This is a genomic window from Paenibacillus sp. Soil750, assembly GCF_001428045.1.
Lineage (GTDB): Bacteria > Bacillota > Bacilli > Paenibacillales > NBRC-103111 > Paenibacillus_E > Paenibacillus_E allorhizoplanae.
The window spans coordinates 490,403-504,484 of sequence record NZ_LMSD01000034.1; the positions used below are offsets into that span (position 1 = coordinate 490,403).

Sequence of the window (14,082 nt, forward strand, 5' to 3'; positions counted from 1 at the left end):
GTAGATTTCCTACTTGAGAACAGCCTTTTTATGTTGAAACGTTACGTACGGCGCATGTAAGCAATAACCGTAATGGGTGCAAATATAGCCACAATGACGATAGCGCCGAAGAGTGAAATGGTGAGATCCCAACCTACCGTACCTTGATTCGCAAGCTGACGAACGGCAGAGACGAGGTGTGAGATCGGATTGATTTTAACAAACCATTGAAGCCAGTTCGGCATGGTATCAACAGGAACGAACGCGTTAGAAAGGAACGTAAGAGGAAAAAGGACGAGCATCGAGATCCCCTGAACGCTGGATGCTGTGCGAGCAATGACGCCAAAGAAAGCAAAAATCCAGCTGATCGCCCATGAGCAGAAAATGACAAGCAGCGCAGCGATCGCCACATTGGCCAACCCGCCTTCAGGTCGATATCCCATGATGAATCCCATAGAGAACGTTAATACGGTTGCAATAGTATACCGAATGGTATCGGCCAACAATGCGCCTGCAAGTGGCGCTATACGCGCAATTGGCAGTGATTTGAATCGGTCGAAGACGCCTTTATCCATGTCCTCTCGTAACTGGACGCCGGTCACGATGGAGGTTGTTATTACGGTCTGAACCAGAATACCTGGAATAATAACGGGTAAATAACTTACGACATCACCTGATATAGCTCCGCCGAAAATATAAGTAAACATCAGCGTGAAGATGATCGGTTGAAGTGTGACATCGAACAATTGCTCTGGTGTACGTCGAATCTTCAGAAGACCACGATAGGCCATTGTAAGGGAATTGCGAACGGACTGACGAAAGCTTGTGTGGTTTCTCAGATGGCGTTCGGAAACGGGTTTAATCGATACGCTCATACTCTTGCCTCCTGTTTGTTACTTGTTGGCGTAGACGTCTCTGTATCGTTCTCTTGTACGCCATGACCTGTAATCGTTAAAAATACTTCATCCAATGTTGGCTTCTGTACACTCATCTCAGCCAAGTGAATGCCTGCTTCGCGCAGGGAGATAAGAAGGTCAGTCACACGATCTGCATTCGCCATCGGAGCGGAGATCTTACCAGCTACAACTGTTGAAGCTACTTTCAGCACTTGCTCAACGGTTCTGCGAGCTTGTTCAATATCTAACGGATTTTGGACGCTAAGCTGCAAGGAGGAGGTACCGACAGAGGCTTTAAGCTCATCTACAGTTCCCTCAGCGACGACGCGCCCACGATCGATGACGGCGATTCGGTCTGCGAGTTGGTCAGCCTCTTCCAGGTATTGTGTTGTAAGCAATATTGTTGATCCTGTGTCGACCAGTCGACGGATTGTATCCCACATCTGAGATCGTGTCCGAGGGTCTAACCCTGTCGTAGGTTCGTCTAAGAAGATGAGTGGAGGCTGTGCAATAAGACTCGCGGCAAGGTCTAATCGGCGTCTCATACCGCCAGAGAAATTTTTCAATGGCCGTTTCGCAGCTTCAGTTAGTCCAAATTCTTCTAGTAATTCGTCTGACTTTTGACGCGCCTCTTTGCGGCTTAACCCAAGAAGACGGGAGAAGATTATTAAGTTCTCAGTTGCGCTTAACGATTCATCGACAGACGCGTATTGTCCAGTCACCCCGATCAATTGACGAACGATCTGTGACTCTTTCACAACATCGTAGCCGAAGATTTTGGCTGAACCTGCATCAGGTCTGAGAAGGGTAGCTAGCATATTGATTGTCGTCGTTTTCCCAGCACCATTCGGGCCTAGAACACCGTAAATTGTTCCTGCCTTCACATTCAAATTGACACCATCTACCGCGCGATTTTCTCCAAAAGTTTTGACAAGCCCATGTGCTTCAACGGCCCAATCACCTTGTTGTGCTAATCCTTTTCTTTGCAAAGAATCCAAAGCAATTCCTCCTAAATAACAATTGATGACGTGATTGTATCGCACATTTTTAAACTGAATGTAAACAAATGTATATATGGAAGATGCACTTCATTTTTTGCATACGCTCTTGTAAATAATTGGTTATATGCTACAATAAAAGATACTATTCGGTATCTTTTTAACAAAAAAAGGAGAGATGCAGCATGTCTATGAAAGAGCAATTGGAACAAGCCAAGTCGGGATTTATAGCTAGGGGACCTGTTGAAGCACAGTCACACATTTTCCGTCACATAGCAGAGCAACAGCAATCAGGGCGTGTTTACGGATTAAAAGTAGGAGACATCGCTCCGAATTTTGTTTTGACCAATCCGCTAGGCGAGCAAATAACATTATACAATGAGCTGACCAAAGGTCCGGTTATCCTAGCATTTTACCGCGGCAGTTGGTGTCCTTATTGCAATATTCAGTTAAGAGCGTATCAGGAAATTGTGCCAGAGATTCATGAGTATGGTGCCCAGTTGCTAGCTATTACCCCGCAAAGTCCTGACAATTCGTTAACGCAGAAAGAGAAAGAACAGTTAACTTTCCAGGTGCTGAGCGATCCACATGGACTTGTCGCTGAGCGTTATCACCTGTTATTCGAAATGCCTGACTATCTTCAACATACATTCAAACATATCCTAGGTAGAGATCTCACAGCGTTCAATGAGACTGATCGTTGGATATTGCCGATTCCGGGTATTTATTTGTTAGATCGGGAGAGGGTAGTCCGTTTCACGCAAGCAAACCCTGATTTCATGATACGAATGGAGCCACGAGATCTCATCACACAATTGAAAAAGCTATAAAGGACAGGAGAATTTATCTATAGTTATCCTTTCCTTCGAATTGGTAAATCCTAATATGCTATGATGAGTTCATGCATTACGCATGGTATAGGAGGATCCCAACATGTCATTAATCAATGTTTCAAACCTAACGTTTGCCTATGATGGCAGCTATGATCATATATTCGAGGACGTTAATTTTCAAATCGATACCGATTGGAAGTTAGGTTTTACAGGAAGAAACGGGAGAGGGAAGACAACTTTTCTCAGCTTGCTGCTAGGTAAATACGAATACAGCGGGCATATTTCTGCGAATGTCAGCTTTGAATATTTCCCTTTTCAAGTCAACAACAAACAAGATCAAACGTTGGATATCATCAATACGATTTTGCCAGATTATCAACATTGGGAATTAATGCGCGAGCTCACCTTACTTAAGGTTACAGAGGACGTTCTTTATCGACCCTTCGAGTCATTGTCAAACGGTGAGCAAACGAAAGTATTGTTAGCTGCTTTATTTCTGAAGGAAAATAGCTTCTTGTTAATTGATGAACCCACCAATCATCTCGACATGAATGCAAGAAAGCTGGTCAGTGAGTATCTTAATACGAAGAATGGCTATATCTTAGTGTCTCACGACAGATCATTTCTGGATAATTGTGTAGACCACATCCTATCCATTAATAAGACCAATATCGAAATTCAAAAGGGTAATTTCTCCGATTGGTGGGAAAATAAGCAAAGGCAAGATCACTATGAGCTCGCTGAGAATGAGAAGCTGAGGAAGGATATCAAACGATTATCCGATGCGGCTAAACGAACGAGCAATTGGTCTCACGAAGTCGAGAAAACGAAGAATGGCACTAGAAATTCGGGTTCCAAGGTAGATAAGGGGTATATTGGTCACAAGGCTGCGAAGATGATGAAACGTTCTAAATCCATTGAGCAAAGACAAGAATCTGCCATCGACGAAAGGTCTAAGCTGCTCAAAAATATTGAAAGTGCTGAAGACCTCAAGATAACCCAACTTGCCTACCACAAAAACCAACTTGCTGCGCTTGAACATATCTCGATACATTACGGCGAGAAAATAGTATGCCAAGATGTTAGTTTTACGATCGAACAAGGTGAACGCATTGCGCTATCAGGTAAAAATGGTTCTGGCAAATCAAGTATAATCAAGCTGCTATGTGGTGAGCATATCGATTATACAGGAACTTTCCGAAAGGGAAGCCAACTTCAAATATCCTATGTTTCCCAGGATACCTCGCATTTACATGGAAATTTAACCGACTACGCGAAGAACAATGGGATTGATGAGAGCCTGTTTAAGGCGATATTAAGGAAGCTGGATTTTGCTAGAGTGCAATTTGAAAAAGATATATCTTCCTTTAGCGGCGGCCAGAAGAAGAAAGTGCTGATCGCCAAAAGTTTGAGTGAGAAAGTACATCTGCATATTTGGGATGAACCGCTTAACTTTATTGATGTGATTTCAAGAATGCAGATCGAAGAACTATTGCTTGAACATGCACCAACTCTTCTATTTGTAGAGCATGACAAGGAATTTTGTGACAATGTAGCGACGAAGATTATTGAGCTTTAAGGAGATATATGAATGTGGAGGAGCCTGAGAAATCAGGCTTTTTTCGTATTTATTGATGAATGATTAACGTCATTAATTATTGTGATTTCCCGTGAAACTTTACTTCGACTTAGAAACACTTAGAATAGAAGTATACTTAATAATTCTATTGGAGTTGACGTTTCATGTATCTGAGAAAACTGGAAATTCAAAAGCAAGGGAATATCGACGCTGAGAAATATCCGTTTACGATCCCATCCATCCAATCATTGACTTCCATTACTTTCGAGAAGAATGTCACTTTCCTGGTCGGGGAGAATGGTTCAGGCAAATCAACCATCCTTGAAGCCATCGCTTACCAATGTGGGTTTAACACAGCCAGTGGTGGTAGAAACAATGTGTATGACGTCGACGCAGCGCATTCCATTCTGGGGGAGCACTTACGGCTCTCTTGGATGCCGAAGATTACGAATGGGTTCTTTCTCCGAGCAGAGACTTTTTATAACTTTGCTAGCTATTTAGATACGATGCCTGAAAGCTTGCCCTATTACGGTGGCCGCTCCTTACACGAGCAATCGCACGGTGAGGCATTCCTCTCTCTTTTTAAGCATCGATTCGGTAAAAAAGCAATTTATCTCCTAGATGAACCAGAAGCAGCCTTATCGCCAGCAAGACAATTGGCCTTAATGCGTGTTATCAAAGATTTGGAGAAGGAAGCTCAGTTCATTATTGCTACGCATTCTCCCATACTGCTTGGATATCCCGATGCCCAGATTCTTACTTTTGATGATCAACCTATAAGTGACATCCAATACGAGGAAACGCTCCACTATATGATTACCAAACGGTTTCTAGACAATAGAAAAATGATTCTAGATGAGCTGTTCAAAGATTGATTTTGATCAGCTCATTGTCATTTAACTACTTTAGAATGGTCAGTGGTTCGAAATTCGGATAGACATACGGCGAACTTGGAGCTTCGATTTTTTCGATTTTAGTGGCGTCTATTTTGAAAATGTCGTTTCCATTGTAATGAGCATTTTGAATGGTTCCAGTGACTTTAACCCACATATCTTGGGGGTAATTTGACGCTGTGGGGAACTCCACCAAGACCCCGTAAGGAGAAGCATCCGCTGAGCAGCAACTAACCGCGAATCGCCCAACAACGAATTGATTCATCCTCATGTTGTCCTCTTCACGATATACAAATCCTGTTAACTCTATTTCCTTCCCTATAAAGTTATCCTTGAAAAGGTCAATCGTCGACAATATCTCCATGTAAATTTCTGGCTGTACGAGAATACGATCCTTTTTATAAAGAATGACTCCCATCTTGGCAAAGTCTTCGTTCCACTCATCAGGGGACTGAAATAGTTGCTCGATATCAGTTTCTGGCTGAGCAGCTTGTGCAGCTTCAGGCTGACTAGCTCGCAAAGTTTGACTGCTAGTGGCTGGTTTAGGGAAGCTAGGTAAATTATACGATTCAGGACGGGGAGCCGTCATAGTGGTTGTGGCAACAGAAAGATTCATCCCTTTGGCAGCGACCATTGTGCTATTTAAGGCGGTATCTGGTAATAGGAAGCCGATCATCAGTGGTAGAATGAGTAGCCCATATGCCCCGATATTTCGCAGGAAGGAACGTGGAGCTGGATGACTACAGTCACAGGCTATAGGTTTACCCCAATAGGAACGAAGTGCCATGAAACCTTGAAAGCATGCAATGATATACAATACGACAGCAGCTATTTTAACGTAAATCATCATACGCGGGGCGATATACAACTGTAGTGAGTCTGACTTCGTTAGGATAACTATATAGCTAGAGAACCCAAGTAAAATCAGTGTGCGAAAAAAATGATGATAGCTTGTTTTACGCATGTGATTCAAACGAATCCCTCCTAATATGAATTAGATAATTTGTTCCCAAAGCAGTGAGCAGATAAGAACTGTGGATGAGATTAAAAGTACCAGAAGCAAGACGAATCTGATTTTAAACACCGACATCAACATTAGCGTACTTTTGAAATCCAACATTGGTCCGAAGACAAGGAAAGTTAGTAAGGAACCGGATGTAAACGAGGTTTGGAAAGAGGAAGCTACGAAAGCGTCTGATGTCGAACAGATGGAAAGAATATACGCTAAGCCCATCATAAAGAAGTGAGATGAGAGAGGGCCTTGCCCAATGGCGAGTAGGCTCTCGCGTTGCATAAACACTTGAATGAGTGCGGTGAGTAGTGCGCCAAAGACAAGAAATTTACCCATTTCAAAAAACTCGCTTGAACTATGTACGAAAAATGTCATTACTTTACTGGAGTTATCAGTATGTTGGTGATGATGATGATCATGGAGGTGATGTACGTCATGCTGAGGCGCTTTAGACTCATGATTTTGACCAAGTCTTAATGGGTTTCTTTTTACTAGCCGATTGAGTATCAATCCAATAATGATGACGACGATGAAAGCAAGTCCCATCCGAGAGTAAGCGATGGAAGGATGATTGCGAAACGCCATAAGTGTAGCCGCGAAGACAATTGGATTAAGGATGGGGCCAGCGATAATAAAAACGACAGCGATATAAACGGGCATTCCTTTTAAGATGAGTCTACGAACGATTGGAATCATACCACATTCACACATGGGGAAAAGTATACCTATTAGGCAAGCGAATAGAATGCCAAGAACGGGATTCCGAGGTGTGAACCGGCGAATGGTTGACTCGGGCACGAATGTTTGAAGCAAAGACGAAAGCAAGACACCAAGTAAAATAAACGGTAAGGCTTCAAGGATCAGGCTGATGAAAATTGTTTTAAAGGATTGCAAATGGTCAATTGTAAAAAAGCTGTTTAGGAAGATTGCTGAATTACTTTGCATGTTGTAGACTCCTTCATTTACTTATGCTTACTTTTAAATGTAATGTTTACGAATAAAATCATAAGCGAATTAGGTATTTCTTGCAAGCACGATATTGACAGCGCAGAAAAAGCAAGATATATTACTCGTTGTAATACGTAAACTTTACGATTAATAGGAAGTGGTTTGTTTAGGAATTGGTGACGTTCCTAGCAGGCGAACGGACTTTCATTCATTCTATGATGTATTCGTAAAATTTACGCATAAATGTCGAGGAGTTGAGAGGGATGCTAATTGCCTCTATGCATCAGGTGGAGTTTGGGTATGCGGATATTGCTTGTATTCAAGATGCACAATTGGACATTCAGTCTGGTGAATTCGTTGCTGTCATTGGACCTAATGGCGCGGCAAAATCAACCTTACTTAAGCTCATGTTGGGTTTAATTATGCCATGGAAAGGTCATCTGTTTTTATCACAGACGAATTTGAGTGGAGAGAAGCTACGAGTAGGCTACGTATCCCAGCAGATCGCGGGTTTCAACAGCGGTTTTCCAAGTAATATCTGGGAGTTTGTACGCTCGGGTAGATTTTCTAGGGTGCCCTTATTTAGCAAACTTCGCAAAGAGGATGAAGACGTAACCGAAACCGCCCTTCGGCAACTGGGGATGTGGGAGTTGCGCAAGCGTAGAATCGGCGAGTTATCAGGCGGTCAGAAACAGCGGATTTGCATAGCTAGAGCGCTAGCACAAGAGCCAGATCTGCTTGTATTGGATGAGCCAACGACAGGTATGGATTATGAAAGCCGTATAGGATTATATGAACTGATGCATGTTCAAGCAAAGACGCTTGGAAGAACGGTTGTCATGGTCACACATAATCTGGAAGAGGTCTCTCCGTACATAGACAGAGTCATTGCATTAGAAAGAAAGGAGGAAGGCGGATGGAAATGCTGCACTACGACTTCATGCAACGGGCATTTTGTGCCGGTGGGCTAATTGCGATCATTGCTTCGTTACTAGGCGTTTATCTGATGCTTCGCCGACAAGCGTTAATGGCCGATATGCTCTCTCACGTCTCGTTAGCTGGTGTGGCTGGTGGCGCTTTTATCCATATTCATCCAACATTAGGCGGCTTTGTCGTGGCGACGTTAGGTGCTGTCCTTGTGGAATATGTCAGGCGGTCTTATAAATCATTTAGTGAGATCTCAGTTGCCATTATTATGATTGGGGGGCTATCTTCAGCCGTTATTATCATGAGCCTAAGTCCCAGCATGAACAAGGGGATATCCGCGTATCTATTCGGGTCTGTCGTGGCTGTGAATGAAACAGAACTTGTACTCATGTTTATTGTGGCAGTAATCGGCGGCTTATTTTTCTTCTTGTTCCGTCGTCAACTGTACCAAATCACCTTCGATGAAGATACCGCGAGAACGAATGGTATCCCTGTAAAATGGATTTCACTTGGATTTAGCGTCTTAACAGGAATGATTGTTTCAGCAGCGATGCCCATCGTTGGGGTACTGCTTGTTTCATCACTCATTGTTCTTCCGGCAGCCTTAGCCATACGGATTGCGCACAGTTTTACAGCTTCACTTTTGATTGCGATGGGAGTCGGGTTACTAGGTGTTTTTTCAGGTCTTACAGCTTCTTATTCCTTCAGTACACCGCCAGGCGGAACGATCGCGATCCTACTTTTGTTTTTACTCATCTTAGGTTTAGGTATCCAAAAGGCTGTAGTGCGATTTCGTAAGACAACCAATAGAAATATCATTGAAGAGAAGGCTCCAGTGCCTTTAATACAAACGAATTAGGAGGAATTTTTTAAAATGAAATCGTTATGGTTTACCAAATCATTGATTGTTACGGGTCTATCAACTGTACTGATGACGACAGGATGCGCATCTAACACCGTCTCAAGCGATGGAAAACTCGATGTTGTCACAAGCTTTTATCCGATGTATGAATTCACCAAGCAAGTTGCTGGTGAGCATGCGAATGTCGTCGCGTTAATTCCTGCCGGTTCAGAGCCTCATGATTGGGAGCCGAGTGCCAAAGATATGAAAAAAGTGAAGGAGGCCGATGTATTCATTTACAATGGCGGCGTTGAAGGGTGGGCTGAGCAAGCTTTGCAAAGCACTGCGAATACGAAGCGTGTTGTCGTTGAGGCGAGCAAGGGAATTGATCTCATTGAAGGTATACATCAAGAAGAGGAAGAGGAGGAAGAAGAAGGTCATGGTCATGAGTTGGATCCTCACGTATGGCTATCCCCGGTGTTAGCCCAACGTGAAGTAGAAGCGATCGCACAAGGACTAATAGCGGTTGATCCCACACACAAAGATGATTATCGGAATAACGCGGATAGGTACATCACGAAGCTCAAAGCGCTGGATGGAACGTTCCGAGAAGCACTTGCATCGGTGAAACAGAAGGAATTCGTAACCCAACATGCGGCATTTGGTTATTTGGCCAAGGAATATGGTTTAACACAAGTACCCATCGCTGGTCTTTCACCGGAAGAAGAGCCAGCACCAGACAAAATGGCGGATATCATTGAGTTTGTGAAGGAGAAGCAAGTCAAAACGATCTTTTTTGAAACGTTAGTGGATCCTAAGGTTGCAACAACGATTGCCAAGGAAATCAATGCACATACAGATGTCCTTAATCCACTTGAAGGTTTAACTGCTGAGGATAAGAAGAATAACCTGGATTACATAAGTGTCATGACGAATAATCTCCAAGCATTGAAGAAAGCGTTAGATGAATAACAATAATTGGTTATGTAATGTGATGCAAACTGAAGTTTGCTTTTTATTTGTAGCATACACGTAAAAATTACGAATAACTAAAAGGAGTGCATGATCCATGCAGACAATACCTGTAACAGTACTAAGCGGTTATTTGGGAGCCGGGAAAACTACGTTGTTAAACCATATTCTCCATAATCGAAATGGCTTGAAAGTAGCCGTCATTGTGAATGATTTAAGCGAGGTTAACATTGATGCTGATCTCATCAGACAAGGCAACGGATTCTCTCGAACAGAAGAAAGCTTAATTGAAATGTCCAATGGTTGCATATGTTGCACCTTGCGCGACGATCTATTGAAGGAAGTTGAACGACTTGCCAAGGAAAACAAATTTGATTATATTCTGATCGAATCAACTGGTGTTGGTGAACCGTTGCCTGTTGCTCAAACCTTCACCTATTCGGACGAAGAACAAGGTATTGATCTTTCCCAGCTGTGTCGATTGGACTGTATGGTGACCGTTGTAGATGCTTACCAATTTTGGATCGATTATTTCTCAGGTGAAACTCTTCTTGAACGTAGGCAAGCTATTGGTGAAGACGACACGCGTGAAGTTGTTGATCTGCTGATTGATCAAATTGAATTTTGTGATGTGCTTATTTTGAATAAGTGTGATCGGCTGGAAGTCGAGGAATTGAATGAGCTTGAAGGTGTGCTCCGACTATTACAACCGAAAGCAAAGTTTATTCGTACCATACACGGTCAGGTAGATCCTGCTGAAATTCTGAATACACAGCTGTTTAACTTCGATGAAGCTAGTAGTTCACCTGGTTGGATGCGAGAATTGGAGAAAGCATCGCACACGCCTGAAACGGAAGAGTATGGGATTACTTCATTCGTGTATGAAAGAGCTCGACCATTCGAACCCTCGCGATTAATGGCATGGATGGCCGATTGGCCAGCAGAAATCGTTAGATCCAAAGGGATTATGTGGTTGGCAACTCGCCATAACTTTGCTCAAAGCCTTAGCCAAGCTGGGCCATCTATCCGATTTGGCCCTACGGGTTATTGGGTTGCAGCGCTCTCTGAAGAGGAAAGACTAGCAGTTCTGGAAGAGGATAGTGATGCACTCACACATTGGGATGACATCTATGGAGATCGGATTAATCAAATTGTCTTCATTGGGATCGATATGGATCGTAATGGAATCATGGCATCCCTTGACGCTTGTTTATTGACAGATGCTGAGATGCTAGCAGATTGGAAAGAGTTCCGCGATGAGCTGCCTAATATCATCATGGAAATCGAGGAAGAATGTCCGTTAGTACTATAACAAAAAACGCCGCACCCTTGAATGATTTCATAGGTGCGGCGTTTTTTGTTAGAACAATCTCCTTGCTGTAACAAAACGCTTCTTCCATTTCTCATCGAACGCTGTGAAGTGAACGCCAAGCTCCTTGGAATACGTTTGAAGGATCCGTCCATTACCTGCATAAATACCTACGTGACCGATATCTAGCCCGCGTGCCGTGAAAAAGAGGAGATCTCCTTTGCGTAGGTCGTTAATCCCGACTTCTTTCCCTTGCAGCGCTTGGTCGTAGGAGACGCGAGGCAAATCCTTCGACAATACGTGGTCAAAAACATATTGAACAAAAGACGAACAATCGAACGTATTCGTTTGTCCCGAAGCAGCACCAAACTCGTAAGGTGTTCCTATAAATTTAGACCCGAAAGCAATTAAAGCATCCGCTTGTTTCATCGCTATCGACGTGTTTGTGTAATCCGAATACTGCGGAGCAGAGGAGATGAATCCGATTGTGCCGTCTTGTGCTTGTACCTCTAACCAATCAGGATTGATTTCACGAATGACGTGGATTTTTTCGGTTTTTGCAAGCATACGAAGAATGTGGGTATCGTCATCTTTAGCTGGCGTATCGCGCAAATTGACACCATATTGGATCGTGGTTTCATTGTCGTGTACAGATGAGATTGTAATCGAGCGGGAGTAGTCATGCCATTTCACGAGATTACCTAGTGTCTCACTAATAAATCGCAGTGGCATCATCGTGAAGCCATCAATAATTTTGCCAGGTAGGGGCAGCTCCAGCCGTTCTTTATTTTTATAGGCAAATGAGTCTCCAATTTGATAAGTTACTGTAGCGCCATCTTTTACAGCTGTCACCGTTCGTGTGTTCTCATCCCATGAAATTGTAGCACCTTCCGCTTCAAAAAGGGCTCTCATAGGCACGAGGCTATAGCCTGCTTCAATCACAGGAGGTGTCTGAAAGGACAGAGGAAGACCGTCCAAAAACACAGTAGGCGACGCATTCTCCGCAGCCTTTACAGATGTTGCATGGAGCAGCATCATGCTCAATAACGCAATATGGGCACATCGAAAGATTTGTTTTCTAATTCGCATACTTGTCGTCCTCAACTTTCTGTTAATGCCTATATATTTCGTTTAACAGAATTTCCTTGAGTCCGTAGGGGATGGTGGTAAAGAATGGTAGGTTTCAATAGTTATTAAAATAAAGAAGGCTGCCCTAGAGTAGACGAATCTACTTGTCGGACAGCCTCTTTGACGGTGCGTTAATTGATGGAGCTCTTGCCTTGAACCTTACTTCGCTCGGTAACTACCTCATCACATCATTGCAGTAAAGATACTACAGTAAGTGGTATGCGGCACATCTCCTCGCCTCCATATGGATTCAATAACAAATTCCCTTGTGTAAATTGTCTGCGACACAACACCTCACCACTGCGTCACCGTCATAAAATATTATGTCCGCTCTCATCAGACAATATACACAGATCTGGTTAAAAGTTATCCGTAATGAATACATATAGAAGCAACAAGGAAAAGGGGTGATGCACATGCGCCCAGGCTACGGAATGTTCCAACAGCAAACGACGAGGATGCAGATAACCCCCCAACTACGTAAGGCGATTACGATCCTCAAGCTCACGACACCGGAATTGCTGGAAGTTATTCAACAAGAAGTTACTGAAAACCCGGTATTGGAAATAGCTGAGAATAAAAGTGACGCTTACAACTTCACACCAACATTTTTCCGTGGAGCTAAAAGTACTGATCCCAATAATGATAACGACCCCTTACTTTACATCGCATCGAATGAGGTATCCCTTGAGAGACACTTAAAGGAGCAACTAGGCTTTATTAAAAAAATACCGCCACTTATTCGACATACTGTCTCATTTATGATTGGAAATCTAGACCATAATGGCTTTCTAAGATCCACCCTACCTGAAATTTCTGAGGTGTGTAAGATCGAGCTTGCTCAAGTGGAGCGTGCGTTAAGGATTTTGCAGAGCCTTGAACCCCGCGGTATTGGGGCAAGAGATTTGAGGGAATGTTTACTACTTCAAGTCCAGGCACTAGCGGATAGCTTTCCATTAGTCTCTTTATTAATTAAGAAACATTTGAATGATATTGCCAATTACCACATTCATAAATTAACGATGCTGCTCCATGTGTCTACACAAGAAATTCAGGCTGCGATCGATGTCATCAAAGGATTGAACCCTAGACCTGGCGCAGCTTTTCATATAGAAACGGTTCATTATATCATTCCGGAAGTCAGTATTGAGAAAGCAGGTGAACAATTCGTTGTGCTGCTGCATCAAGCAGCTTCGTCTCGACTTTCGGTTAGTGGTTATTACGAACGAATGGCCGCAGAGCATAGTGACAATAACGAGTTATCCAAGTTTCTCTCTGGTAAATTGCATGCCGCGAAGTTCTTCCTGAAGTGCTTAGAACAAAGACGAAGAACGATATTCCAAGTAACGCAAGCCATCGTAGAGGAGCAAAGTGACTTTTTCTGGCATGGAAACGCCCATCTCAAACCTATGACCTTAAAGCAAATTGCTGTTAAATTGGGTGTACATGAATCAACGGTAAGTCGCGCTACAGCGGGGAAATACGCCCAAACCCCTTGGGGCATATACGAACTGAAGTATTTCTTTCCCTCCGGTCTGCGAATGGACATAGGGGAGTCTGCTTCTTCGGAACATGTTAAATCGAGAATCAAGACATGGATTAGTGAAGAGAATCCCAGAAAACCTTATTCCGATCAAAAGCTATCAGATTTCATGAAGAAGGAGGGCATTTCCATTTCCCGCCGTACCATAACCAAGTATCGTGAAGAACTCGGTATTTCTTCTTCTGTGAGAAGGAAACGCATATAGTTTGAAGGGAGGTACGTAT

At 43.2% G+C, this 14,082-nt stretch carries 14 protein-coding genes; 8 read left to right on the plus strand and 6 right to left on the minus strand.

Annotated elements, in window-relative coordinates:
- Nucleotides 1-41: 41 nt before the first annotated feature.
- Genes ASL11_RS26870 through ASL11_RS38220 form a run of 3 tightly spaced genes read right to left on the minus strand, consistent with a single transcriptional unit; the run spans nucleotide 42 to nucleotide 2,085 of the window.
- Complete coding sequence (locus ASL11_RS26870) at nucleotides 42-854, minus strand: ABC transporter permease (RefSeq protein ID WP_056621616.1); 813 nt, start codon at nucleotides 852-854, stop codon at nucleotides 42-44.
- Nucleotides 851-1,873 carry an ATP-binding cassette domain-containing protein gene (locus tag ASL11_RS26875; RefSeq protein ID WP_082595852.1) on the minus strand — a complete coding sequence of 341 codons (1,023 nt, stop codon included), beginning with the start codon at nucleotides 1,871-1,873 and terminating at the stop codon, nucleotides 851-853. Before ASL11_RS26875 ends, ASL11_RS26870 begins: the two co-directional genes overlap by 4 nt.
- An 11-nt stretch (nucleotides 1,874-1,884) precedes the next feature.
- Nucleotides 1,885-2,085: a hypothetical protein gene (locus ASL11_RS38220; protein ID WP_442953094.1), complete on the minus strand. Its 201-nt coding sequence runs from the start codon at nucleotides 2,083-2,085 to the stop codon at nucleotides 1,885-1,887.
- On the opposite strand from ASL11_RS38220, the gene ASL11_RS26880 reads away from it, so the two are divergent.
- The 3 genes from ASL11_RS26880 (at nucleotide 2,059) to ASL11_RS26890 (ending at nucleotide 5,160) form a co-directional block, all read left to right on the plus strand.
- Entirely contained in the window at nucleotides 2,059-2,703 is a 645-nt protein-coding gene (locus ASL11_RS26880) for a peroxiredoxin-like family protein (RefSeq protein WP_056621618.1), read from the plus strand. The genes ASL11_RS38220 and ASL11_RS26880 overlap by 27 nt on opposite strands.
- Before the next feature lie 103 nt (nucleotides 2,704-2,806).
- Nucleotides 2,807-4,285 (plus strand): Lsa family ABC-F type ribosomal protection protein, encoded by a 1,479-nt coding sequence (locus ASL11_RS26885; protein WP_056621620.1) that lies wholly within the window; start codon nucleotides 2,807-2,809, stop codon nucleotides 4,283-4,285.
- A gap of 164 nt (nucleotides 4,286-4,449) precedes the next feature.
- On the plus strand, nucleotides 4,450-5,160 hold the full coding sequence (locus ASL11_RS26890; RefSeq protein WP_056621622.1) for an AAA family ATPase: 711 nt from the start codon (nucleotides 4,450-4,452) through the stop codon (nucleotides 5,158-5,160).
- A 25-nt stretch (nucleotides 5,161-5,185) separates the two neighbouring features.
- Here ASL11_RS26890 and ASL11_RS26895 read toward each other — a convergent pair whose 3' ends face one another.
- Both ASL11_RS26895 and ASL11_RS26900 read right to left on the minus strand, forming a co-directional pair.
- Nucleotides 5,186-6,142, minus strand: coding sequence for a TIGR03943 family putative permease subunit (locus ASL11_RS26895; RefSeq protein WP_063795699.1), 957 nt, complete (start codon nucleotides 6,140-6,142; stop codon nucleotides 5,186-5,188).
- Between the two features lie 30 nt (nucleotides 6,143-6,172).
- Nucleotides 6,173-7,135: a permease gene (locus ASL11_RS26900; protein WP_056621625.1), complete on the minus strand. Its 963-nt coding sequence runs from the start codon at nucleotides 7,133-7,135 to the stop codon at nucleotides 6,173-6,175.
- Between the two features lie 266 nt (nucleotides 7,136-7,401).
- On the opposite strand from ASL11_RS26900, the gene ASL11_RS26905 reads away from it, so the two are divergent.
- The 4 genes from ASL11_RS26905 (at nucleotide 7,402) to ASL11_RS26920 (ending at nucleotide 11,190) form a co-directional block, all read left to right on the plus strand.
- Nucleotides 7,402-8,109, plus strand: coding sequence for a metal ABC transporter ATP-binding protein (locus ASL11_RS26905; protein WP_056621627.1), 708 nt, complete (start codon nucleotides 7,402-7,404; stop codon nucleotides 8,107-8,109).
- A complete protein-coding gene (locus ASL11_RS26910; protein ID WP_056621629.1) occupies nucleotides 8,055-8,924 on the plus strand; it encodes a metal ABC transporter permease in 870 nt (289 codons plus the stop codon). The genes ASL11_RS26905 and ASL11_RS26910 overlap by 55 nt, the downstream gene beginning before the upstream one ends.
- Nucleotides 8,925-8,939: 15 nt before the next feature.
- A complete protein-coding gene (locus tag ASL11_RS26915) occupies nucleotides 8,940-9,878 on the plus strand; it encodes a metal ABC transporter substrate-binding protein (protein WP_056621631.1) in 939 nt (312 codons plus the stop codon).
- 97 nt (nucleotides 9,879-9,975) lie between these two features.
- Nucleotides 9,976-11,190, plus strand: coding sequence for a GTP-binding protein (locus ASL11_RS26920; RefSeq protein ID WP_056621633.1), 1,215 nt, complete (start codon nucleotides 9,976-9,978; stop codon nucleotides 11,188-11,190).
- A gap of 48 nt (nucleotides 11,191-11,238) precedes the next feature.
- On the opposite strand, the gene ASL11_RS26925 is transcribed toward ASL11_RS26920, so the two are convergent.
- Nucleotides 11,239-12,276, minus strand: coding sequence for a stalk domain-containing protein (locus ASL11_RS26925; protein ID WP_056621635.1), 1,038 nt, complete (start codon nucleotides 12,274-12,276; stop codon nucleotides 11,239-11,241).
- A gap of 455 nt (nucleotides 12,277-12,731) precedes the next feature.
- On the opposite strand from ASL11_RS26925, the gene rpoN reads away from it, so the two are divergent.
- Nucleotides 12,732-14,063, plus strand: a complete 1,332-nt coding sequence (gene rpoN, locus ASL11_RS26930) for an RNA polymerase factor sigma-54 (protein ID WP_056621638.1) — start codon at nucleotides 12,732-12,734, stop codon at nucleotides 14,061-14,063.
- Nucleotides 14,064-14,082 lie beyond the last annotated feature (19 nt).